The sequence below is a fragment of the Streptomyces sp. NPDC058469 genome (assembly GCF_042721125.1).
Classification (GTDB): domain Bacteria; phylum Actinomycetota; class Actinomycetes; order Streptomycetales; family Streptomycetaceae; genus Streptomyces.
On record NZ_JBHXME010000129.1, the window covers coordinates 1 to 21,975 of the forward strand.

Sequence of the window (21,975 nt, forward strand, 5' to 3'; positions counted from 1 at the left end):
ACCTCCAGCCGTCCCGGAACCCCCGGCCGTCCCGGAACCCCCGGCATCCCCCGGGCTCCCAGATCTCTCGTCCCCCATCTCACTCACCCCCCTGTTCCCGGAGCGAAGTGGCCGGATCGGCCCGCCGGAACGCCAGTGTTGCCGTCACGATCAGCGGTGTCAGGGCCACCGTGACCAGTAGCAACGCCACGCGGGGGACGGGCAGTTCGACCAGGACGCGCGGGACCGGACGGGTCGCCCGGGCCGTCAGGACGATCAGGGGGATCACCGCCCGGGTCAGTACGGTCCCCAGGGCCACGCCCACCACGAGGGCCAGCGCGACCAGTACGCCCTGTTCGGCGGCGATCATGCGGGCCAGCTGGCGGCGCGGGGCGCCCAGCGCGCGCAGCACGGCGAACTCCGCGCCGCGCTCCCGCAGCGACCCCGCCGTGCTCACCGCGAACCCCACCGCCGCGAGGGCCGCCGCCACCAGCGCCGCCGCGGCGAACGCGGCCTCGGGGCCGGCGCCGAACGGGTCGTCGCGCAGTTCCTGGGCGATCTCCTCCCGCACCACGACCTCCGTGGGATCGACATCGGGCAGCGCGCGCACCGCCGCGGCCACCGTCGCCGCGTCGCCCGGCGCCGTCCGCAGCCACCACTCGGTGGGCGTGACATCCGCGCCGTAGCGCGCCTCCAACACCCGGTTCACGGACCGGAGATCGACCAGCAGCGCACCCCCGTCCTGCGCGCTCGACGCACCGGAGTCACCCGTCGTCGGCAGCCCCCGCACCGCCGCCACGATCCGCACCGGCAGGTTCTCCCCGCCGAGCGTCACCTGCACCCGCTGCCCGGTGCGCGCGCCCGCCGAGGCCAGGAAGCGGTCGGTGGCGACGGCCGTGATCTCGGGCGCCGCGGGCTGCACGACCCGCAACTGCACCGTGACGGAGGCGATCGTCCAGAAGTCCTTGTCCGGGATGTATCCCGTGTCGTAGTCGACGGTCAGGGGCTTCGCCGAACTTACCTTGGGAGCATGCGGGTTGGCCGTGCCGTACGACGCGCTGACGGAGGACTTCCCCGTCCAGGTGGTGGGCAGCGTCAGCCTCCGTACCTTGCCCTGAGCGTCCGTGGCGTTCAACTCGCTCACCGTGAGCCGTTGTTGAGCGGCGCGTTCGCCGGGCTGGGGCAGGTCCAGTTGCAGGCCGGTGAAGGTCAGGGGGCCGAGCGTCGTGGGCAGGTCCAGCGTCAGGTCGTACGACCGCCCGTCCGTGGGGAGTTGACCGAGCGGCTCCTGGTACGGCGTGCCGTAGCGGTCCTCGACCGTGGCCGTGACGACGACCGTCGTCTCCGGGCCCGTGCTGTGGATGCCCGCTCGCATCGTCAACCGGGCTGTCCCCGCCGGGATTTCGGTTCCGGCCGTGCTCCCCTTCGGTGCCAGGCCGGCCAGCAGCGGTCCGGCGGGGTGTCCCGACGTCAGGTCCCGTCGGATCAGTACCGCGTCCGACGCGTGGGCCGTGTCCAGCGCCAGCACGGTCGCAGTGCGGTCGCCCGAGAGGGACAGGGAGGTACGGACGGCGGGCGCGGCCTCCCGTACGCGGGGAAGGTCCGCGTAGGTCTCCGTGCGGCCCAACCCGCCGTCACCGGCGGCCAGTACGCGTACCGGTACCCCGGCCTGGAAGTCGGCCTGGTCGCTCTGCGAGCGGTTCCAGGAGGCGCTCTGCCCGATGGCGAGCATGCCCAGCGCCAGGGCGAGCACGAGCAGCAGCACCGGCCCGGCACCCCGCATCGGACGGCGGCTGAACTGCCAGCCCGCCAGCGCCACCGGCAGCCCCCGCCCGGCGGCGGCCCGGCGCTCGGCCAGCCGCGCCACCGGCGGCAACAGCCGTAGCGTCAGGACCGTGCCCGCGAGCAGGGCGAGGGCGGGGGCCGCGACCAGCAGGGGATCGATGCCCAGCGTCCCGGAGTTGTCGGTGCTGACGGCTCCCGAGGTCTGCCGGTTCAGCTGCCAGTAGGCGACCCCCGCCACGACCAGCAGCCCGATGTCCGCACCCGCGCGCAGCGGGGCCGGGACCGCACGGGCCCGGCCGCCCTCGAAGGAGGACGTGAGCGCGGGGAGCGTCACCGCCAGCGCGCAGCCGAGGGCGACGGCCGCCGCGACCAGCCACACCCCCGCCCGTCCGCCCGCCGGAGTGTTCAGGTGCAGCCCGATCCGCGCCAACGCGCCGTGCCCGGCGAGCAGTTCGGTGAGCGGGCCCGCCAGCAAGGGCGCGACCGCCGTCGCCGGTACGGCCAGGAGCAGCGACTCCACCGCCGACAGACCCGCGATCCGCGCCCGGGAACCGCCGCGCGCCCGCAACAACCGGCTCTCGCCCGCCCGTTCGGCGCTCAGCAGCCGGGCCACGAGCAGCAGCGCGTAACCCGCGAGCAGCGCGAGCTGGAGCGCGACGATCAGCAGGGTGGAGCGGGAGACGAGCAACGAGCGGTCGATCCGGTCGAGTACGTCCGGCAGCGAGGTCGTCGCGGTGGTAACTCCCGTCACCGCACCGGACTTTCGCAGCGAGGCGCTGCCCGCCTGGGCCGTCTCGCGCAGGGTGCCGATCCGCCCGGTCGTCAGCGTGGAGAAGTCGGCCGACGCGAGCCACGCGGACTGTCCGGCGCTCAGCCTTCCGCCGGTGAGGGCCGCGGGATCGGTGAGCAGCGGGCCGTAGGTCGTGAAACCGGCCGTGCTGAGGCCGCGGCCGCGCAGGTCGTCGAGGAGCCAGTAGGCGGCGCTCGCGACGGCGGGCCGGTAGACGCCGGTGACGAGGATGTGCGCTGTGGGCCCGGTGAGCCGGTTGTCGAGGGTGAGCCGCGCGCCGGCCCGCACCCCGAGCCCCTCCGCCGCGGTGCGGGGCAGCGCGACCTCGATGTCCCCCGAGGCCGTCGCGCGCGGGAAACGGCCCGAGACCAGCCGGACCTGCGTCCGGTCCAGGGCCCCGAAGTAGGTGAGATCCGGGTCGCCGGACCGCTCGGCACGCGGCTGGAGCGAGCGCGGCAGGGCGTAGGGCCCCGAGCGCATCAACGTCCGTACGGTCACCGGCAGTTCGTCGAAGGTCCGGCCGGCCGCCTTCCGTACGGCGGTGTCGGCGGCCGTGCGCTCGGCGGGCGGGACGTCGGCCTTGACGAGGAGGGCGGCGTCGGGGGCGTTGCGGGCGTCGTTCAGGGAGTGCTGGAGCGCCGCGTCGCCGATCGCGCCCGAGTAGGCCGTGAGCGTCGTGAGGACCGCCGTGGTCAGCAGGACGGTGAGCAGCGCGGCGGCGAGCAGCAGGCGGTGTGCCCGCGCGCGTACCAGGACGAACCCCACCCGGCCCCCCGCCGTTGTCCGATCTTTCCCGGCGATGCTGTCAGAGGGGACGGGCGGTGAGTAACCGCTTGTGGGCACTGCTTGACCGGATCGTGACCGGAATCCGACGCCGTACGACCGGAATCCGACGTTCAGTGAAGGGGGATCAGCCCGCCGTGTTCACCATCGAGGCGGCGGCGTACGTCAGGTAGTTCCACAGAGTGTGCTCGTGCTCCTCGGACAGGCCGAGTTCGTCGACGGCGACGCGCATGCGCGCCAGCCAGGCGTCGTGTGCGGCCTGGTCGACCTGGAACGGGGCGTGACGCATGCGCAGGCGCGGGTGGCCGCGGTTGTCGCTGTACGTCGTCGGGCCGCCCCAGTACTGGATCAGGAAGAGGGTGAAGCGCTCCTCGGCCGGGCCCAGGTCCTCCTCCGGGTACATGGGCCTCAGCAGCGGGTCCTCGGCGACGCCCTCGTAGAAACGGTGGACGAGGCGGCGGAAGGTCTCCTCCCCGCCGACCTGCTCGTAGAAGGTCTGCTCCTGAAGCGTGCCGCGCCGAATCTCTTTCACGCTCCCCATGGTCTCAGACGGGGTGACGGAGGACTTCGGACTTAGGACCGCTCGCCTCCCGGCCGCCACCGCAGGACAGTGGACGTATGAGCGCGCACGCCCTGGACAAGGACCTGGACGCCGTCGCCGTCTCCGCGCGGGCGGAACTGGTGCGGGCGATCGGACTGAGCGGCGCCTGGGACGCGGACCCCGGGTGGCGGGCGGTGTTCGCGGCGGTGCCGCGGCATCTGTTCGTGCCGTACTACTACGTCGGTGCCGTGGACGGAGACGGACAGGGTCACGGGTATGAGCGGTTGTGGCGGGGGAGTCCCGAGCCGTGCGCGCGAGAGCGCTGGCTGCGCGGGGCGTACGCCGACGTGCCGCTCGCCACGCGGTTGCGGGACGGGGAGTTGGTGTCGTCCAGCAGTCAGCCCTCGTTGATGGCGCGGATGCTGGCCGAGCTGCGGGTGGCGGACGGCGACCGGGTGCTGGAGATCGGCGCGGGGACGGGCTACAACGCGGCGCTGCTCGCCCACCGGCTCGGGGACGGGCTGGTGACCAGCGTCGATCTGGAGCCGGAGATCACCGAGTCCGCGCGCACCCACCTCGCCGACGCCGGGTACCGCCCGACCGTCGTCACCGGCGACGGCACCCGCGGGGTCCCCGAACACGGCCCCTACGACCGGATCATCGCGACCTGCGCCCTGACCTCGGTCCCGCCCGCCTGGATCGCCCAGTGCAGCCCCGGTGCCCGCATCCTGGCCCCGCTGGCCACCGGCCTCATCGCACTCACCGTCCGGGACGCCGCGCACGCCGAGGGCACCTTCCTGCACACGGCCGCGTACTTCGTGCCCCTGCGCGGCACCGAACCCACCGCACCGGACGAGATCCCGCACCGGCCCGGCGACCACGAACTGCTCCGCTTCCTGCTGACCCTCACCCACGGCACCCTCGACCCGCGGGACGCCCGCGAGTTGTGGGAACGCGAAGGGAGGCCAGGACGCGAGCGCTACGGCGTCACGGTCGCCGACGGGCGGGCACGGGCATGGCTGGACGACCCGGAGGGGCCGTACACCTGGCCCCTCCGCTGACCTGTGCCGTTCTAACCGCGTCGGACCGTGATCGTCGTCCACGCCCCCACATGCACCCGGTCCCCGTCCTGCAACGGCACCGGCACGAAGGGCTGGATCGGCTCCTCGCCGCCGTTGACCGTCGTACCGTTCGTCGAGTTCTGGTCGACGACCGCCCAGCTGCCGTCGGGCTGCTGGACCAGTACCGCGTGCTGGTGCGAGACGCCCGGGTCCTCCGGCGGCACCGACAGGTCGATGTCGGGGGACTCGCCGGTGGAGTGGCGCCGGCGGCCGATGGTGATCTGGTTGCCGGTGAGCTGGCGCTGCTGCTCGGGGGAGTACGCGGGCAGGTTGAGACCCGCGGCCTCCGGGCCCGAGCGCTGCATCATCGCCATGAAGTACTCGCGGTCCGGACCGATCGTCGCCAGCCATGTCGTCGGCTGCTGCTGGTACGCCGGACGCTGGGCCTGGGGCGAACCGGGCTGCGGATAGCCGTAGCCGCCACCGCCCTGACCGGGACCGCCAGGACCGCCGGGACCTCCAGGGCCACCGGGTCCGCCCGGAGAACCGGGGGTCGGCGGGGAGATCACCCAGTCGTCGTCACCGCCGCCGAAGGGCGAGCCGCCCTGCTGCGGACGGTTCGTCTCCTGCGGGAACCCGGGCGGGGCCGGCGGGGCGGACTGCTGGAAGGCCTGCGGGGCACCGCTCGTCCCACCGGGGCCCGCGGGGGGCGTCGGTCCGGGCGGCGGGGGGATCGGCCGCGAGGGGTCGGGGCCGAAGTTGGGGGGACCCTGCGGGTTCGAGGGCTCGTTGCCGAACGGTCCGGGCGGACCCTGCCGCTCGCCGCCGAAGGCACCGGGACGGCCACCGCCGAAATCGCCCTGGCCGGGGCGCTCGTTGCCGAACTGGCCGCCGGGACCCGGGGGTTGCTCATTGCCGAACGGTCCGGGCCGGCCGGACGCCTCGTTGCCGAAGGGCGGAGGCGGGCCGGAGGGTTCGTTGCCGAACGGCCGCGGCGGACCGGACGGGTCGTTGCCGCCGAAGGGCGCGGGACCGCCACCCTGACGCTCACCACCGAAGCCCTGCGGGCCGCCGGGGCCGCCAGGACCGCCGGGTCCGCCTTGCCGCTCGTTGCCGAAACCTTGCGAGCCGGGGCCACCAGGGCCGCCCTGCCGCTCGTTGCCAAAGCCTTGCGAGCCCTGGCCACCGGGTCCACCCTGACCACCGGGACCGCCCGGGCGCTCACCGCCGAAGCCTTGCGAGCCGGGGCCGCCGGCACCACCCTGACCACCGGGAGCGCCTTGGCGTTCGCCGCCGAAGCCCTGCGGGCCGGGGCCGCCAGGACCGCCGCCGGGGCCGCCCTGCCGCTCATTGCCGAAGCCCTGCGAGCCCGGTCCACCGGGACCACCAGGCCCACCCTGACCACCCTGACCACCAGGTCCGCCTTGGCGTTCGCCGCCGAAGCCCTGCGAGCCGGGACCACCCGGTCCGCCGGGCCCACCCTGCCGTTCGCCACCGAAGCCACCGGGACCGTTCGGCCCACCAGGACCGCCAGGTCCGCCGGGACCACCAGGCCCACCAGAACCTCCGGGTGCACCAGGTCGCCCCGTCGGTTCGCTGCCGAACGGAGGTATCGGCTCCGCCGGGCGGTTCATCTGCGAGGGCCGCGAGCCCTGGTACTCGTAGGAGTCACCGCCGTACGTCGGACCGGGCGGCGGCTGCTGCTGGAAGCGGGACGCCGGGCTCGGGCCGGGGCCGGGGCCCGGGGTCGAGGGGCGCGGGGCGGCCGGGGTGTACGAGGTCGCCGTGTTCGTGAGGAAGTTCCACCGGCACTCCTCGCAGAACGGCGCACCGCCCTCGCGGGGCGTGCGGCACTGCGGGCAGAGCTCCGCCTCGGCGGACGGGTTGCGGCCGGGCGCGGGCGGCGGGAAGCCGTAGCCGCCGCCGGGAGGCGGGGGAGGGGGCGGGGGCACGGCACCGGCCATGCGGTGACCGCAGACCTCGCACCAGTCGTCGGAACCCGACTGGTGTCCGTTCGGGCAGGTCGGCATGTCGGCGCGTCCCCCTTTCTCACAGGGTCGTTCTAGGTCTCACAGGGTTGTTCCGGCTAGGTCACTTCTTTACACGAACAGTCTTTGTGGACCGTGTCTCGAGAGTCATCGAGTCGGCCTCCGCGACCTTCGCCTTCAGTCGCACAGTACCCGCCGCGGCATCGACCACGTCCACCACCTTCGCAAGCAGTTTCGCAGTATCCGCGTTTCCGGAGACGCTGGCGAGCTGAACGGCCCGTCCCAGTTTGGCCGTTGCTCCATCGACATCACCCGATTTGCGGAGATCAAGCCCCTGTTGGATGACTTGTGCCAGTTCCGCCTGGCCGGTGTAGTGCGCGACCTGCGGATTGATGGACGTGGACGCCACCATGTCGTCGGTCCACACGGCCTTCACCAGGCCCTGGGCGCCCAGGTTCTGGGTGCTTCCGTCGGCTTGCGGGACGACCAGTGAGACCCTCGCGGCCAGCATCTCCTGGCCGACGCCGGCCTCGGGGACCTCGACGCACACGTGGTAGTCACGGGACTCGTCTCCCCAGGACCCGGTGGGGTAGTCCCCTGCGCGGGGACCCGCCTCGGTGCGGCGGTCGGTCAACTCCTCGACCCTGGGCGCGACTTGCTTGACGAACTTGATGGCCGTGCCCACCGGCGTCCACAGCCGCAGCGCGACGTCCGCGACCTCCTTGCCCATCGCCGTCTCCATCATCCGCGTGAAGTCCGCGGCGAGGGCGGCCGGGTCGGCGACGATGTCGGCGGTGCCGAGCAGCGCGGAGGCGATCCCTGTGACTTCTTTCACTTCCCAGTCGGTGCCGACGCCCCGCGCGTCACAGGTGAAGCGTCCGGCACAGGAGCCGAGGGCCGCCTTCAGGTCCTCCGGCGCCTCGTGCTCGTTGCGGCCGTCGGTCAGCAGGATGCCGTGGCGTATGGAGACGTCCGCCGACGACAGCAGCCGGTCGGCGAGGCGCAGCCAGGTGCCGATCGCCGTACCGCCGCCCGCGCTCAGCTTGCGCAGCGCCTGCTTGGCCTGGTCGCGGGTCCTCGCGTCGGCGACCGCGAGCGCGCCGCCGCCCGGATAGACCTCCTTGGCGACATGCGTGCCGCCGATCACCGCGAAGTGCACCCCGTCGCGCAGGGTGTCGATCGCGGCGGCCGTGGCATCCCGCGCGTTGCGCATCTTGGTCGGCGGATAGTCCATCGACCCCGAGCAGTCGACCATGATCGCCACGGCCGCGTCCGGGCCCTGCCCGGCCGAGTACAGGTGGGGAGCCGCGACCGGACTCCCGACGGTCCCGCCGCCGGTCGAGGTCACCGTGACGATCGCGTTGACCTCGCGACCGCCCTCCGGCAGGTACTCGTTCTGGTACACGTCGACCGCGAACTGCGGCACGTTCGACTTCGAGAAATTGGCCATGCCTACTCTGATCCCCCTCAAGTACCCCACCTGAATGGGGCGATGACTATATGCGGACCGGTCCCCACCGGTCCGAGGCCGCCCCGTTTGTACGGCCTCAGCCGATTACTGCCCCTTGTGGCGGGGCCGGGAACGGGACGACGGCCACTGTTACGTTGTCGTGGCCCCCGCCGTCCAGCGCGTGGCCGACCAGGACCTGGGCGCTGTGCAGCGGGCGGGCCACGGCATCGGGGGGCACGACCTCGGCCATCTCCTCGGCGGACTCCGCGTAGTTCCACAGGCCGTCCGTGCACACCACCACCACACCCGGCCGGTCCGGCTTGAAGGAAGCGGTGTGCGGCTCCAGCTCGTACGCGTCCGCGCCGAGCCAGCCGGTGATCGCGTGGGCGCGCTCGTCGGCGTAGGCCTCCGCCTCGCTCATCAGGCCCGCGGAGACCATCTGCGCCGCCCACGAGTCGTCCTCGGTGAGGCGGGCCGGCGGTGAACTGCGGTCCACCGGGATCCAGTAGGCGCGGCTGTCGCCGACCCAGCCGACGACCAGGAGGGTCGGGGTGACGATGGAGCCGACCAGCGTGCAGGCAGGCGCGTTCTGGTGCGGGGCGTGCTCGCGGGCCGTCGCGGGCTCCTGGGCAAGGGAGTTGACCGCGTGCGAGGCCGCGATGATCGCCTCGTGCATCGCCGCCTGCGGATGCGTGCCCTGCGGCAGCGCGGCCAACAGCGCCTCGCCCGCCTGCCGCGAGGCGGCCAGCGAGGCCGCGTCGGGCCGGGTCGCCGACGACACCCCGTCACACACCACGGCGACGAGCGCGGGCGCCCCATCGGGCAGCACACACTGTCCTACGGTGAAGGCGTCCTCGTTGCGATGGTGGCGCAGCCCGCGGTCGCTGACCGCCGCCATCGGGCCCAACTCCTGCTCCATGTGGTCGCGTTCGCGGGGCTGGGCGTGCCCGCAGTTCTCGCAGTAGCCGTCCGGGTCCACCCGGCCCGAGCGGCAGGCCACGCACACCTTGACGCCCTCGCCCGCGGTCGGCGGATCGGCGGCGACCCGCGGGTCCGGCGCCTGCAGCGGGTACTCGTCGGGCTCCGGCGGCCGGTCGAACCGTACGCCCGCGGCCGGCGTGACCGGCGAACCGGCGGGCGGCGGTTCGGCGTCGGACGGCAGGGGGGTGCCGCCCGAGTCGGTGCCGGGCAGGTCCGTCGGCAGATGGAGTGCCGGCGGGGTCTCGGAGCCCTCTGGCCGGGGTACCACGGGCCAGTCCACGTCCGCGGCCTCCTCGGGGGGGTGCGGCGAGCCGTTCATGGTGAGCGTCGGGTGGTCGTCCGGCGGCGCGGGCACGGCGGACAGGTCGTATCCGCACGCACCGCAGAAGCGGTCACCCGACTCCAGGGGCTCTTCGCAGCTCGGGCAGGCGGAGAGCTGGGGCATCTGCGACATCAACTACACCCACGTCCGGGGGCGGTAACGGTTGGCACGTTCCACCAGGTCGATCCTCTCCTCGCCGTCCCGTGCCAGCCGGGCCAGCGTGCGGTACGAACGCTCCAGGCCGAAGCGGAGTCCCCGCTCGTCCAGTTCGCTGCCGAGCAGCTCGCGCCGCGTGAGCGGCACGGAACCCTGGCCTCCGGAGAGTATCCAGTCGAGGGCGCGGCCGAGAACCTCGGCCGACAACCGCTCGCGCCGGACCGCGTCCAGACCGTATCCCTCCAGCGCTTCCACCTGTCCGGCGGCCGCGGTCAGATCGTCCAGGAACGGCGTGTCGTCGACCGCCGCGGCCCGCTCCCGAAGCCGCGCCCGTACGGCGGCCACGCGCGCGGCCGTGTAGTGGATCGACGCCTCCGGCACCGACTCCAGCGTCCGTACGGCGCCCTGCCGGTCGCCGGTCGCGAACCGGACGCGGGCCAGGCCGAAGGCCGCGCTCACATAGCTCGGGTCGGTCGACCACACCAGCCGGTAGTACTCGGCCGCGTTGTCCAACTGCCCCAGCACCTCGGCGCACAGGCCGAGCGCCAGCTTCGGCGCGGGCTCGCCCGGGAAGGCGTCGTAGATCGCGTCGAAGGACAGCGCGGCGGCCTCGAAGTCACGGGTCGCCAGCGCGGACACGCCCCGGTACCAGACCACCCGCCAGTCGTCGGGCCGCTCGTCCTCCAGCTTCAGGAGGGCGTCCAGCGCGGTGTACGAGTCGCCGTTCTCCAGCCAGGCGCGGATCTGCCGCAGCCGGGTCTCCACGGACGGCGACGGCGCGGACGCGAGCGCGCCGAGCAGTTCGGTCGCCGCGGTCGCCATCAGGCCCGCCAGGAAGCCCGCGTTGGGGTCGGTCGGGTCGACGTGCGGGACGGGCAGGGCGAGCGCGACGGCGGGGGAGTCGACCTGCTTGACGAGACTCGGCGCGCTGCCGTTGAGCGCGGTCAACACCGGGCCGCCATGGGGTCGTTCGGCGAGTGCCGTGCCGGAGCGGGCACCCGGGGTCCGCTTCGGCAGCCGTGCCACCCGCGCCCCCAGCGACGACACGTCGCCGTCCAGCGTGGGGAACAACTCCGTGTCCGTGACCTTGAGTTCGGGGCCGAACAGGGTGGACAGGGACGGGCGGGCGCGCCCGGTCTGCAGGGAGACGACCTCGCGCAGCACACCCGTCAGCTGCTCGGCCATCTCCTGCGCGGAGGCGAACCGGCGGGCCGGGTCGGGGTCGGTGGCGCGGACCAGGAGCCGGTAGAACGACTCGTAGCGGCGGAAGACCTCGATGTTGTCCGGGTCGGGCAGGGAGTCCACGAAGACGTTCGTGTAGCCCTGGAAGTCGAAGGTCATGACCGCGAGCGTGCGGGCGACCGTGTACAGGTCGCTCGCCACCGACGGGCCGACCTCCGCGACCTCCGGCGCCTGATAGCCCACCGTGCCGTAGATGGCCGACTCGTCGTCGTCCATTCTGCGCACCGCGCCCATGTCGATCAGCTTGAGCTGGTCCTCGGTCTGGATCGCGTTGTCGACCTTGAAGTCGCAGTACAGCAGGTTGCGGCTGTGCAGGTGGCCGAGCGCCTCCAGGGCCTCGATGCCGTACGCGCACGCCTGTTCCACCGGCAGCGGATCGCGCTTCCCGCCTTCTGTACGGCGGTCGTTGGCGATCTCCTTGAGGGACTTGCCGCCGACGTACTCCATGACGATGTACCCGTCCAGCGAACCCGTCCGCTGGTCCAGGTGCTCCACGAAGTTGTAGATCCGCACGATGTTGGCGTGCTCGATCTCGGCGAGGAAGCGCCGCTCGGAGATCGCGGCCTCCATCGCGTCCTGGTCGCCGGTGTCGAGGAGGCCCTTGAGGACCACCCAGCGGTCGGAGACCGCGCGGTCCACGGCGAGATAGACCCAGCCGAGACCGCCGTGCGCCAGACAGCCCGCGACCTCGTACTGCCCGTGCACGATGTCACCGGCGGCCAGCTTGGGCGTGAACGAGTACGGGTTGCCGCACTTGGTGCAGAAACCCTCCGTGCGCCCCGGGCTGTCGCCGCGCGCCCGCCCCACCGGCGCACCGCAGTCCGAGCGCGAGCAGAACCGCTTGCGCTCGGGCACCTCCGGATTCTCCAGGACCATCTCGCGCGGGTCGGGCCGCGGCACACCCGGCACCTGCACCAGGCCGACCCCGAGCCGGCCGCGGCTGGAGGTCCCCGACGACGAGCCGGAGCTGCGCACCGACACCGAGCGGCTGGAGGACCGGCCCGACTCCGAGCGCGAGAGCCGTCCCGACACCGAGCGCCGCGACTTCGACGACTGCGACGACGTACGCGAACTGCGGCTGCTGGTACGGGAACTGCCGCTCCCCGAACCCCGCGACCCCTTGCCGCTGGTCATCCCGGTGGGCGGTGAGCCGATCGCTCCTCCCCCAGAGGGGGGACCCCCAGCCGACACCACCGGCGCCAGACCGCACGTGTCGCAGTACAGCTCGCCGCCGCCGACGTCCTCGTACGACCCCTCGCAGCCCGGCCGTTGACACGCCCGCTGTGTCTCACTCATGACCGACCCCGCTTCTCCCTCGTCACTCACGCGCCCGGCCCCCTCAGGTCCTCGGGACCGCCCTGCGGCTGTGCCCGCGGAGCGTTGAACTGCTCGGCGGCCGCGTGCTGGTAGCGCAGCACCGCCTGTTCGGCGACGCGCAGGTCGCAGGGCGCGCTCCACAGCATGCGGCGCGCCGCGTCGTACCGCTCGATGAGCAGCGGGTCCTCCGCGAGGCCGTGCCGGGCGACCTTCGCCTTGTAGGCGTCGAGGCGGCCGCGCAGCTCCGCGCGGACCGCCAGCGGCTGGGTGACCGCGGTCAACGACTCGCGGGCGCGCAGCAGTTCGTCCTCCGCCTTCTGCTCCAGGGACTCCAGGAGCGGGGACAGGCGGTGCCACTGGGCGTGTCTGCGGTACTCGGCGGCCGTCGACAGCTGCTCCTGCAGCACGGTCGGCGGTCCGCCGACGACCGGCACCTCCGTGGCGGCGATCTTCGCGAGGACCTCACCGCGCGCGGTGCGTGCCTCGGCGAGGGTGCGGTCCGCGCGGGACAGCACGTCCCGCAGCTTCACCAGCCGCGCCTCCGCGTCCTGCCGGACGGTCAGCACGGCGTCGATCTCGCGGCGCACGTCCTCCAGGGCGCGCGCCTCCCGGTCGTAGACCGTGGTGTCCGGGCGGCCGCCGCCCGGGGCCGAACTGCCCTGCGCCCGCACCCAGAAGGCCAGCGGGTCGGAGATGACCCGCTCGCGCAGGTCGGTCAGGGTGTGTGTGATGCGCTCCAGGTCGTCGCCCGCCGGGTGTTCGCCCGGGCGGACGCCGACGGAGTGGGCGAGCTGGCGGGTGCGCTGCAACTCCGCGGCCAGTAAATCGATCCGGGCCGGCAGCGCCGACCACACCGCGTCGGAGGTGACGACCATGTCCAGCGAGTTCGCGTACAGGTCGTTCATCTCGTCGACGAGCGTGTTCAGCGAGAACTGGTGGCTCAGCTTGCTCGAACCGCCGGTCAGCGTGGGCATGTTGGCCGTAGCCGTGGTGGATCCGGCGACCGTGACGGACTCGCCGCGCAGCAGCTCTGTCAGCTCGACCAGGTCCTCACGGCTGGACCAGCGGCGCCGGGAGCGGATGCTCTGGGCGGCGTGGAACGCGTCCGTGTACGCGTCGAAGTACGCCCACAGCAGCGTGATCGACGCGTCCGTGGACGCCCAGCGCTCCTTGGTCGTGCCGGTCAGCTCGGCGCCTTCGAGGAGTCTGCGGCCCGCGTGGTCCTGCAGGGCGAGGAGCGAGGTCTCGATGGCCTCGTGCTCCGCGCCGAGCCGCGCCAGCGCACGGTCCACCTCGTCCCGGTCCATTACCGGCCCGGGGGGTCCCGTGACGCCCATCGATCACCTCTCGCTGCGTTGTGTTCCGTGGAAGGTCCGTTGTGCCGCTCGGTGGTTGACGATCCGTCACGTGTAGTGCGGTGCGGGTGGGTTGGCCGACTCCGAATCCTTACCCAGGGTCGGCAGCAGCCATTTCGTGTACGACGCCCGCCAGCCGTCCGGGCTGGTGCGGTAGGTCTCCAGTATCCGGTTGACCCGGCGTACCAGATCGGTGGCGCCCTTGTTCATCGCCACGCCGTAGTACTCGGTGGTGAAGGTGGTGCCCTTCAGCTCCACCGTCGGGTCCTGCGCGGCCTGGCTCGCGGCGAGCGCGCCGTCGGTCACCACCGCGTCCGCCTGGCCGAGTTGGAGCTCCACCAGGCAGTCCAGCTGGTTGGCGACGGGGGGCAGGATCGTGACGCTGGCGGGGAGCTTGCCGCTCGCCTTGTCGTCGGTCAGCCGGTCGTTCGCCGTGGAACCCGACGCGGAGCAGACCCGCTGGCCGGCGAGGGACTTGTCGTAGCCGGTGATCGTCGACGCCTTCGGGGCGAGGACCTGCTGGCCGGTGAGGAAGTACGGGGCGGAGAAGGCCACTTGACCGGCCCGGTCGCAGGTGATCGTCATTGTGCGAACCACCATGTCGACCTGCTTGTCCTGGACCGCCGGGATGCGCTGGTTGGTCGGGATGGCCAGGAACTGGACGCTGTTGGCGGTGTAGGAGTCGCCGAAGATGTTCTTCGCGATGGCGGTGACCAGGTCGATGTCGAAGCCCTCCAGGTCACCGGAGGCGCTGTTGGGGTTGCGGTATCCCCAGCGGTAGCTGTTCTGGTCGATGCCCACCTTCAGCACACCGCGGGCCTTGATGGCGTCGATCGTGGTGCCGTCGGCGTCCGACGGGGACGGGCTCAGGTTCTGGACGGTGTTCTCGTCGCACTCGGGGGCCCTGGCCTGGGTGCCCTGGACCGTCCGCTGTCCGCCGAGGTCCGTGCCTGCCTCGCCGCGCGACTGGGTCAGCGGCAGCAGCAGCACGAAGGCGACCGCGAGGACGCAGACGACCGCCATCGCGCCCACCCCGCCCCAGCCCCGCAGGCCGGCCCGCACGCGTCGCACAGCGCTCAGGCGGCGAAGGAAGTCACTCCGTGCCCGCATCGTCACGCCCCCTTTCACCGGTACTCCGACAGCCTGCGCCCGATGCCCAGGACGGCTCCGGCCGCGCCGAGCACCGCGAGCACCGCGGCCCCGACGGTGAGGCCGGTCATCGCGTCCAGGCCGTCGCTCGCGGACTGCCTGAACTCCTTCGTCTCGTGCTCCAGAGCCGTGTTCAGCGAGGCGTCCACGGCGGTGAAGCACTCGCCCGTCGCCCCGCTCTTGCCGATGACACCGTCACGGGCCTGTTGGTAGAGGCCCTTCTCGTTGTCGTCGCTGACCTTCGCGTGGCGGGAGATCCACACCTTCATGGAGCTGTTGGCGACCGCGACGGGCTTGCGGCCCGCGGTGTCGTCGGCCAGCGAGTCGGCCAGCTTCAGGCCCTTGCCGAGCTTCGCGATCTCCTGGTCGTACGCCCAGTCGTAGGCGTCCACGACCGTCTTGTTCGCGAGCGTCTTCGTCTCCGCGCCGCGGCTGACCAGCGTCAGGTTCTCGTCGCTGCGCGCCTTCAGGGAGGCGATCCGGGCGTCGTGCAGCACGTTGAGCGACTTGACCCCGTGGTCGTAGGAGGCGTCGAGACCCGCGCGGGCGACGGTGTGGCCGACGACCACCCACAGCAGGACGACCGCGGTGGTGGCCGAGGCGGCGACCAGGCCGTGGTTCAGCACCCGGTTCGTGCGCTGGTAGTTGCGCCGCTGGGCCCAGGCCAGGCCGCCGAGCGCGAGGAGCCCGAGGGCGATCGCGAACCACGGATACGGCGTCGCGTCCCCGTAGTCGTCGCTCAGCCGCTGGTTCTCCGTCTTGTAGAGCGCCTCGGCCTTGGGGAGCATCTTGTTCTGCATGGTGTCGTTCGCGGCGCGCAGATAGGCGCCGCCCACCGGGAAGCCCTGCCGGTTGTTGGCGCGGGCCGACTCGACCAGGCCCTTGTACTCCGGCAGCAGTTCGTTGAGCTGCCTGATGGTGGCCGCGGACGACGAGCCCGGGTCGGTGTTGGCGGCGGCGGTGACGAGCTTCGCGGCGGCCGTCTTGATGTCGGCCTCGTACTGGTCGCGGGTCGCCTGCGTCTCCTGCAGCCCCGCCAGATAACCGCTGGCCGCCATCGTGTTGGCGTCGGCGAGCGAGCGGTAGATGTCCGCCGCGTCCGAGGTGAGCGGCTGGCTGTGGTGGAGCACGTCGCCGGCCGCCGTCGCGCGGCTGTCGGTCTGCCAGGCGGTGACCGCGCCGAACGCGATCACCAGCACGGCCAGCAGCGCGCCGATGGCCCGCAGCCGGCCCGGCTCGGTGGTGGCTGCCGCGCGCAACTGGTCGACGCCCTCGGCGATCGCCGTACGGCGCGCGGGTGTCGCGTCCGGCGCACGCCGGGGCGTGGGCGCCCCCGACCGGCCCGACTGCGGCGGCAGCACCGGCATCGTGGGCACGGCGGTGCCCGGTGGCGCCGTACTGCTCTTCGGCGGTTGTGTCACTGCTGACCTCCCCCAGGGTCATCCCGTCGCCGCAAGTATCGCCGCCAGGACTGACATTCCGCACGGGCCTTCACTGGATCTTGATCGGATCGCAGCGTGGTGACCGGATTTCCGGCACCACACAACGCCCCGCACCGCCCCCTTGTCCATGAATACGCCGTGGGAATCTGTTCGGTTCCCGGGTGTCAGTGCTCGTAATAGGCCCTGGCCCGCGTGTGCGCCTCGGCCGGGACGCCCACGTGGTCCAGGCCGAGCAGGACGGCGCCGAGGACCGGCCGCGCGGTGACGACCGTCGCCACCGCCTTGGGCGCCTTGGCGGCCAGCAACTCCCTTATACGGTCGTCCAGTTGGGGATGCCGGGCGGCGAGGACACTGCCGCCGAGCAGTACCGGCGCCTCCTCGTCGAGCAGGTCGAGGCGGGTCAGCGCGACCGTCGCCATCGCCACGACCTCCTCGGCCATCCGGTCCACGATCGAGCGGGCGACCGGGTCGCCGTCCGCCGCCGTGGCGAACAGCACCGGTGTCAACTCGTGCCGCCGCTCGTGCACGACGTGTTCGAGATGCAGCGCCTCGATGAGGGCGTACATCGAATCCAGGCCGAAGTACGCGGGCAGCGTGCGCGCCAGGGCCGTAGGGCCGCCGCGTCCGTCCTCGGCGCGGGCCGCGTGCCACAGGGCCTCCTCCGCCAGGCCCCAACCGCCGCCCCAGTCACCGGAGATACGGCCGATCGCCGGGAAGCGGGCGGTGCGGCCGTCGGGGCGCATACCCGCGCAGTTGATGCCGGCCCCGCACACCACGGCGACACCGCGCGGCTCGGGGATGCCCGCGCGCAGCACCGCGAACGTGTCGTTGCGGACCTCCACACTCGTGCCCCACGCGCGCGCGTGCAGCGCGGCGGCCAACTGCTCCTCCTCCACGGGGAAGTCGGCGTTGGCGAGACAGGCCGACACATGGTCGACGGCGCTCACCCCCGCCTCCGCGAAGGCGCGGGCGACGGCTTCGGCGACGTTGTCCACGGCCGGCCCGATGCCCACGACCGGCGGCCGGAACCCGCCGCCGCGCGCGGTGGCGAGGACTTCCCCGTCGGCCGCCACGACCGCGACGTCGGTCTTGCTGTTGCCCGCGTCGATGGCGAGGACACTTGCGGTCAGGCCCACGCGAGGTGCTCCCGGTTGTGCGCGATCAGCTGGTCGGTCAGGGCTTCGGCGTACTCGTACTGGCCGATCAGGGGGTGCGAGAGCAGCGCCCGGAACACCCGGTCCCGGCCACCGCGCAGCGCGGCCTCCAGAGCCAGGTCCTCGTACGCCGTCACGTTCGCCATCAACCCCGCGTACAGGGGGTCGACTTCGGCCACGGCGAGCGGGGTCGCGCCCCTGGCGCCGACGGCGGCCTGCACCTCGATCACCGCGTCGTCCGGCAGGAACGGCAGCGTGCCCCTGTTGTACGTGTTCACCACCTGGTAGGGGCTGCCACCCCCGCCGAGCAGCGAGGCGGCCAGGTCGACGGCGGCCTCGGAGTAGTAGGCACCCCCGCGCTTGGCGAGCAGAGCCGGCTTCTTGTCGAGAGCCGGGTCGGCGTACATCTTCAGCAACTCGCGTTCCATCTCCGCCACTTGGGAGGCCCGGGACGGCTTCGTCCGCAGTTCCCGTACGACCTCGTCGTGCGCGTAGAAGTAGCGCAGGTAGTACGACGGGACCACGCCGAGCCGGTCGAGCAGCACCCGGGGCAGGCTCAGGTCGGCGGCGATGTCGTCGCCGTGCTCGCCGAGCAGCTTGGGCAGCACGTTCTCGCCCTCGGGGCCGCCGAGCCGCACACCGGTCTCCCAGGTGAGGTGGTTGAGGCCCACATGGTCGAGATGCACATCGGCCGGGGTGACCCCGAGGAGTCCGGCGAACTTCCGCTGGAAGCCGATCGCCACGTTGCACAGCCCGACCGCCTTGTGGCCGGCCTGCAGCAGGGCGCGGGTCACGATCCCCACCGGGTTGGTGAAGTCGATGATCCAGGCGTCCGGGTTCGTACGGCGGACCCGTTCCGCGATGTCGAGGACCACCGGTACGGTGCGCAGCGCCTTGGCGAGGCCGCCCGCGCCGGTCGTCTCCTGGCCGACGCAGCCGCACTCCAGCGGCCAGGTCTCGTCCTGCTCACGGGCCGCCTGCCCGCCGACCCGGAGCTGGAGCAGCACCGCGTCGGCGCCCTCCACACCGGCGTCCAGGTCGTCCGTCGTCACGATCCGGCCGGGGTGCCCCTGCCTGGCGAAGATCCGGCGGGCCAACCCGCCCACCAGTTCCAGGCGTTCGGGCGCCGGGTCGACGAGGACGAGTTCCTCGACGGGCAGGGTGTCCCTCAACCGGGCGAAGCCGTCGATGAGTTCGGGTGTGTAGGTCGAGCCTCCGCCGACCACGGTGAGTTTCATACGGGGTTAACCCTTCACTCCGGTGAGCGTGACGCCCTCGACGAACGCCTTCTGGGCGAAGAAGAACACGAGGATCACTGGGGCCATGACCAGTACGGTCGCGGCCATGGTGAGGTTCCAGTCGGTGTGGTGCGCGCCCTTGAACGACTCCAGGCCGTAACTCAGCGTCCAGGCACCGGGGTTCTCGGACGCGTAGATCTGCGGCCCGAAGTAGTCGTTCCAGGCGTAGAAGAACTGGAAGAGCGCCACGGCCGCGATACCGGGCCTGGCCATCGGCAGAACGACCCGCACGAGCGTCTTGAAGTCGCCGCAGCCGTCGACCTTCGCCGCGTCCAGGTACTCGTTCGGGATGGTCATCAGGAACTGGCGAAGGAGGAAGATCGAGAAGGCATCCCCGAACGCCATCGGGATGATCAGCGGCCACAGCGTGCCCGACAGGTCCAACTGCTTCGACCAGAACAGGTACATGGGGATGATGACGACCTGCGGCGGCAGCATCATCATCGAGATGACCAGCATCAGCGACAGATTCCGGCCCCGGAAGCGGAACTTGGCGAGCGCGTACGCCACCGGGATCGACGACACGACGGTCAGGACGGTGCCGAGACCGGCGTAGATCAGCGTGTTCTTCCACCAGGTGAGGAAGCCCGGGGTGTCGAAGACCTTCTTGTAGTTGCCCCACTCCCAGGTGTGCGGGATCAGATCGCGGCTCAGAGCCTGGCTGTCGCTCATCAGCGAGGTCAGGAACACGAACACGAACGGGAGCGTGAAGAAGAGGGCCGCGGCGACGCCGAGCGAGTGGACCGCGATCCACTCCATGAACGCCTTGCGGCGGGCGGTGCGCTCGGCGGGGGTCACCGGCGCCCGCAACTCCACAGGCTTGTCCAGTACTTGGGCCATGGGTCAGTCACCTGCCAGGTTGAGGCCGCCCCGGCGCCGCATCAGGAACGCGGTGAACACCATGGACAGGGCGAACAGGACGAGTGCCACCACGCAGGCCGAGCCGTAGTCGAAGCGCTGGAAGCCGAGGTTGTAGACGAGCTGGGGAAGGGTGAGCGTGGACTTCTCCGGGTAGCCGGGCTCGAACTGCGTGCCGGCGCCCTGGATGACGCCGGACGCGACCTTCCCGGCGATGAGCGGTTGTGTGTAGTACTGCATGGTCTGGATGACGCCGGTGACGACGGCGAACATCACGATCGGCGAGATGTTCGGCAGCGTGACGAACCGGAACCGCTGCCAGGCCGACGCGCCGTCCAACTCGGCGGCCTCGTACTGCTCTTTGGGTACGTCGAGCAGCGCGGCCATGAAGATGACCATGAGGTCGCCGATGCCCCAGAGGGCGAGCAGGGTGAGCGCCGGCTTGGACCAGGTCGGGTCGTTGAACCAGCCCGGCGCTGGGATGCCGACCTTCTCCAGGATCGAATTGACCGGTCCCGTACCGGGGTTGAGGAGGAACGCGAACGCCATCGTCGCGGCCACCGGCGGGGCGAGATACGGCAGGTAGAAGAGCGTCCGGAAGACACCCGTAGCCGTCTTGATCTTCGTGATCAACAGCCCGACGCCGAGCCCGAACACGACCCGGAGACTGACCATCACCACGACCAGCCACAGGGTGTTGCGCATCGCGGGCCAGAAGTACGGATAGTTCTTGAAGACGTACGTCCAGTTCTTCGTCCCCACCCACGTCGGCGGCTTGAAGCCGTCGTAGTGCATGAACGAGAAATAGACCGTCGAGATCAGCGGATACGCGAAGAAGACCGCGAAGCCGATCAGCCAGGGCGACATGAAGGCGAGTGTGCGAAGCGCTTGTTTCCGCTGCTTCGCGGCGAGGCCGGGCGTGCGGCGCTTCTTCGCCAGGGTAACTGTGCTCATGCTGGGGCTACTTCGCCTGCGCGATGTCGGTGTCGATCTGCTTGGCGGTGCTCTTCAAGGCCGAGTCCAGATCCTTCACCTTGCCGCTCTCGTAGTCGTATCCGAGGTTCTGGATCGTCGTCAGATACACACCGCCGTTGATCGACGCGGGACTTGTCGTCGAGTACTGGTTCGACGCGATGTCCAGGAACGTCTTGAAGCGCGGGTCGTACTTCAGCTTCGGGGACTTGAGGGCGGCGAGGGTGGAGGGCACGTTGTGGATGGCGTTGGAGAAGCCGACCACCGCGTCCGTGTCCGTGGAGATGTACTTGACGAACTCCCAAGCGGCGTTCTGCTTCTTGCTGTTCGCGGCGATTCCGGTGATCGTGCCGGTGATGTAGCCCTTGCCGTACTGGGCGACCTGGTCGTCCGGGACGGGCAGCGGGGCGACGCCGATGTCGAGCTTGGGATTCGCCGCCACGGCCATGCCCAGCCGCCACTCACCGTCGAGCTGCATCGCGACCTGACCGGTGTGGAAGGGGTGCTTGTCGCCCCATTCGTCACCGAGCGTGGAGCGGTAGCTCTCCAGCTTCTTGAATCCGCCGAGTTCGTCGACGAGCTTCTTCTGCAGCGTGAAACCGGCCTTGAACGCCGGGTCCGTGGCGAGCGCCGACTTGCCGCTCTTGTCGAAGTACGTCGGTGAGAACTGCGCGAAGATGTGCTCGGTCGTGGTCTCCCAGCCGTGGTAGTCCGGCATGACCCCGAGCTGCGCGTACGAATCCCCCTTGGAGATCGTCAACTTCTTCGCGTCGGCCTCGAATTCGGACCACGTCTTGGGCGGGCTGGTGATGCCGGCCTTCGCGAACTCCGTCTTGTTGTAGTAGAGCCCGTACGCGTCGCCCAGCAGGGGTGCGGTGCAGCGGTTTCCGTCAAACTGGGTGTACTGGTTCATCGCCTTGGGGAACGTCGTCTCCGGGTCGATGCCGTCCTTCTTGAAGAAGGGGTTGAGATCGACCAGGGCGCCCGACGAACAGAACTTGCCGACGTTGTTCGTGGTGAACGACGAGATCACGTCGGGCGACTTGCCGCCGCCGGTGCGCAGCGCCTGGTTGATCTTGTCGTCGGTCATGTTGCCGACGACGTTCACATGGATGTTGGGGTGCGCCTTCTCGAAGCCGGCGACCAGCGACTTCACGGCGCTCAGCTCGGACGCCGCGCTCCAGGCGTGCCAGAAGTTGATGGTGACGTCCTTCGACGCGTCGTCGGAGGCGCCGGACGAGGACTGGCCGGTACAGGCGGTGGCGAGAAGGGCGAAGGAGGCGGAGGCGGCGAGCGCGACGACCGCTTTCCGGGATATTCCGGGCATGGCGAGGTCTCCCAAGGGCAGGGCG

The 21,975-nt window shown here is 71.4% G+C and carries 15 protein-coding genes; 1 reads left to right on the forward strand and 14 read right to left on the reverse strand.

Annotation, left to right across the window (positions count from 1 at the left end):
- Positions 1 to 79: 79 nt before the first annotated feature.
- Both ACFWP5_RS38440 and ACFWP5_RS38445 read right to left on the reverse strand, forming a co-directional pair.
- Positions 80 to 3,319, reverse strand: a complete 3,240-nt coding sequence (locus ACFWP5_RS38440; protein ID WP_384167758.1) for an FtsX-like permease family protein — start codon at positions 3,317 to 3,319, stop codon at positions 80 to 82.
- 145 nt (positions 3,320 to 3,464) lie between these two features.
- On the reverse strand, positions 3,465 to 3,878 hold the full coding sequence (locus ACFWP5_RS38445; RefSeq protein ID WP_384167761.1) for a globin: 414 nt from the start codon (positions 3,876 to 3,878) through the stop codon (positions 3,465 to 3,467).
- A 77-nt stretch (positions 3,879 to 3,955) separates the two neighbouring features.
- Between ACFWP5_RS38445 and ACFWP5_RS38450 the strand changes: the two genes are divergently transcribed.
- Positions 3,956 to 4,939, forward strand: coding sequence for a methyltransferase domain-containing protein (locus tag ACFWP5_RS38450; protein WP_384167764.1), 984 nt, complete (start codon positions 3,956 to 3,958; stop codon positions 4,937 to 4,939).
- An 11-nt stretch (positions 4,940 to 4,950) separates the two neighbouring features.
- Here ACFWP5_RS38450 and ACFWP5_RS38455 read toward each other — a convergent pair whose 3' ends face one another.
- The 12 genes from ACFWP5_RS38455 to ACFWP5_RS38510 all read right to left on the reverse strand — a co-directional run bounded on the left by ACFWP5_RS38455 (position 4,951) and on the right by ACFWP5_RS38510 (position 21,950).
- Positions 4,951 to 6,969: an FHA domain-containing protein gene (locus ACFWP5_RS38455; RefSeq protein ID WP_384167766.1), complete on the reverse strand. Its 2,019-nt coding sequence runs from the start codon at positions 6,967 to 6,969 to the stop codon at positions 4,951 to 4,953.
- Between the two features lie 61 nt (positions 6,970 to 7,030).
- Positions 7,031 to 8,377: a VWA domain-containing protein gene (locus ACFWP5_RS38460; RefSeq protein ID WP_384167769.1), complete on the reverse strand. Its 1,347-nt coding sequence runs from the start codon at positions 8,375 to 8,377 to the stop codon at positions 7,031 to 7,033.
- 97 nt (positions 8,378 to 8,474) lie between these two features.
- Complete coding sequence (locus ACFWP5_RS38465; RefSeq protein WP_384167772.1) at positions 8,475 to 9,815, reverse strand: protein phosphatase 2C domain-containing protein; 1,341 nt, start codon at positions 9,813 to 9,815, stop codon at positions 8,475 to 8,477.
- Positions 9,816 to 12,374 (reverse strand): tetratricopeptide repeat protein, encoded by a 2,559-nt coding sequence (locus tag ACFWP5_RS38470; RefSeq protein WP_384167775.1) that lies wholly within the window; start codon positions 12,372 to 12,374, stop codon positions 9,816 to 9,818. It lies immediately after the preceding gene.
- 26 nt (positions 12,375 to 12,400) lie between these two features.
- Positions 12,401 to 13,732 carry a hypothetical protein gene (locus tag ACFWP5_RS38475; protein WP_384167777.1) on the reverse strand — a complete coding sequence of 444 codons (1,332 nt, stop codon included), beginning with the start codon at positions 13,730 to 13,732 and terminating at the stop codon, positions 12,401 to 12,403.
- Positions 13,733 to 13,798: 66 nt separating this feature from the next.
- Positions 13,799 to 14,860 carry a glutamate ABC transporter substrate-binding protein gene (locus tag ACFWP5_RS38480; protein ID WP_384167780.1) on the reverse strand — a complete coding sequence of 354 codons (1,062 nt, stop codon included), beginning with the start codon at positions 14,858 to 14,860 and terminating at the stop codon, positions 13,799 to 13,801.
- 14 nt (positions 14,861 to 14,874) lie between these two features.
- Positions 14,875 to 16,320, reverse strand: a complete 1,446-nt coding sequence (locus ACFWP5_RS38485) for a hypothetical protein (protein ID WP_384167783.1) — start codon at positions 16,318 to 16,320, stop codon at positions 14,875 to 14,877.
- Between the two features lie 185 nt (positions 16,321 to 16,505).
- The gene (locus ACFWP5_RS38490) at positions 16,506 to 17,477 is read right to left on the reverse strand and encodes an N-acetylglucosamine kinase (protein ID WP_384167786.1); all 972 of its coding nucleotides are present in this window, start codon (positions 17,475 to 17,477) and stop codon (positions 16,506 to 16,508) included.
- Positions 17,468 to 18,733: a 6-phospho-beta-glucosidase gene (locus ACFWP5_RS38495; protein ID WP_384167788.1), complete on the reverse strand. Its 1,266-nt coding sequence runs from the start codon at positions 18,731 to 18,733 to the stop codon at positions 17,468 to 17,470. The genes ACFWP5_RS38490 and ACFWP5_RS38495 overlap by 10 nt, the downstream gene beginning before the upstream one ends.
- 6 nt (positions 18,734 to 18,739) lie before the next feature.
- Positions 18,740 to 19,633 carry a carbohydrate ABC transporter permease gene (locus tag ACFWP5_RS38500; protein WP_384167790.1) on the reverse strand — a complete coding sequence of 298 codons (894 nt, stop codon included), beginning with the start codon at positions 19,631 to 19,633 and terminating at the stop codon, positions 18,740 to 18,742.
- Positions 19,634 to 19,636: 3 nt separating this feature from the next.
- Positions 19,637 to 20,605, reverse strand: a complete 969-nt coding sequence (locus ACFWP5_RS38505) for a carbohydrate ABC transporter permease (RefSeq protein WP_384167792.1) — start codon at positions 20,603 to 20,605, stop codon at positions 19,637 to 19,639.
- Between the two features lie 7 nt (positions 20,606 to 20,612).
- Positions 20,613 to 21,950: an ABC transporter substrate-binding protein gene (locus ACFWP5_RS38510; protein ID WP_384167794.1), complete on the reverse strand. Its 1,338-nt coding sequence runs from the start codon at positions 21,948 to 21,950 to the stop codon at positions 20,613 to 20,615.
- Between the last annotated feature and the right edge of the window lie 25 nt (positions 21,951 to 21,975).

What these genes read in the sequence shown, in the direction of transcription:
- ACFWP5_RS38445 (WP_384167761.1), bottom strand. Translation starts at nt 3,878, where the DNA reads ATGGGGAGCGTGAAAGAGATTCGGCGCGGCACGCTTCAGGAGCAGACC.
- ACFWP5_RS38450 (WP_384167764.1), top strand. Translation starts at nt 3,956, where the DNA reads ATGAGCGCGCACGCCCTGGACAAGGACCTGGACGCCGTCGCCGTCTCC.
- ACFWP5_RS38455 (WP_384167766.1), bottom strand. Translation starts at nt 6,969, where the DNA reads ATGCCGACCTGCCCGAACGGACACCAGTCGGGTTCCGACGACTGGTGC.
- ACFWP5_RS38460 (WP_384167769.1), bottom strand. Translation starts at nt 8,377, where the DNA reads ATGGCCAATTTCTCGAAGTCGAACGTGCCGCAGTTCGCGGTCGACGTG.
- ACFWP5_RS38470 (WP_384167775.1), bottom strand. Translation starts at nt 12,374, where the DNA reads ATGAGTGAGACACAGCGGGCGTGTCAACGGCCGGGCTGCGAGGGGTCG.
- ACFWP5_RS38475 (WP_384167777.1), bottom strand. Translation starts at nt 13,732, where the DNA reads ATGGGCGTCACGGGACCCCCCGGGCCGGTAATGGACCGGGACGAGGTG.
- ACFWP5_RS38480 (WP_384167780.1), bottom strand. Translation starts at nt 14,860, where the DNA reads ATGCGGGCACGGAGTGACTTCCTTCGCCGCCTGAGCGCTGTGCGACGC.
- ACFWP5_RS38495 (WP_384167788.1), bottom strand. Translation starts at nt 18,733, where the DNA reads ATGAAACTCACCGTGGTCGGCGGAGGCTCGACCTACACACCCGAACTC.
- ACFWP5_RS38500 (WP_384167790.1), bottom strand. Translation starts at nt 19,633, where the DNA reads ATGGCCCAAGTACTGGACAAGCCTGTGGAGTTGCGGGCGCCGGTGACC.
- ACFWP5_RS38505 (WP_384167792.1), bottom strand. Translation starts at nt 20,605, where the DNA reads ATGAGCACAGTTACCCTGGCGAAGAAGCGCCGCACGCCCGGCCTCGCC.
- ACFWP5_RS38510 (WP_384167794.1), bottom strand. Translation starts at nt 21,950, where the DNA reads ATGCCCGGAATATCCCGGAAAGCGGTCGTCGCGCTCGCCGCCTCCGCC.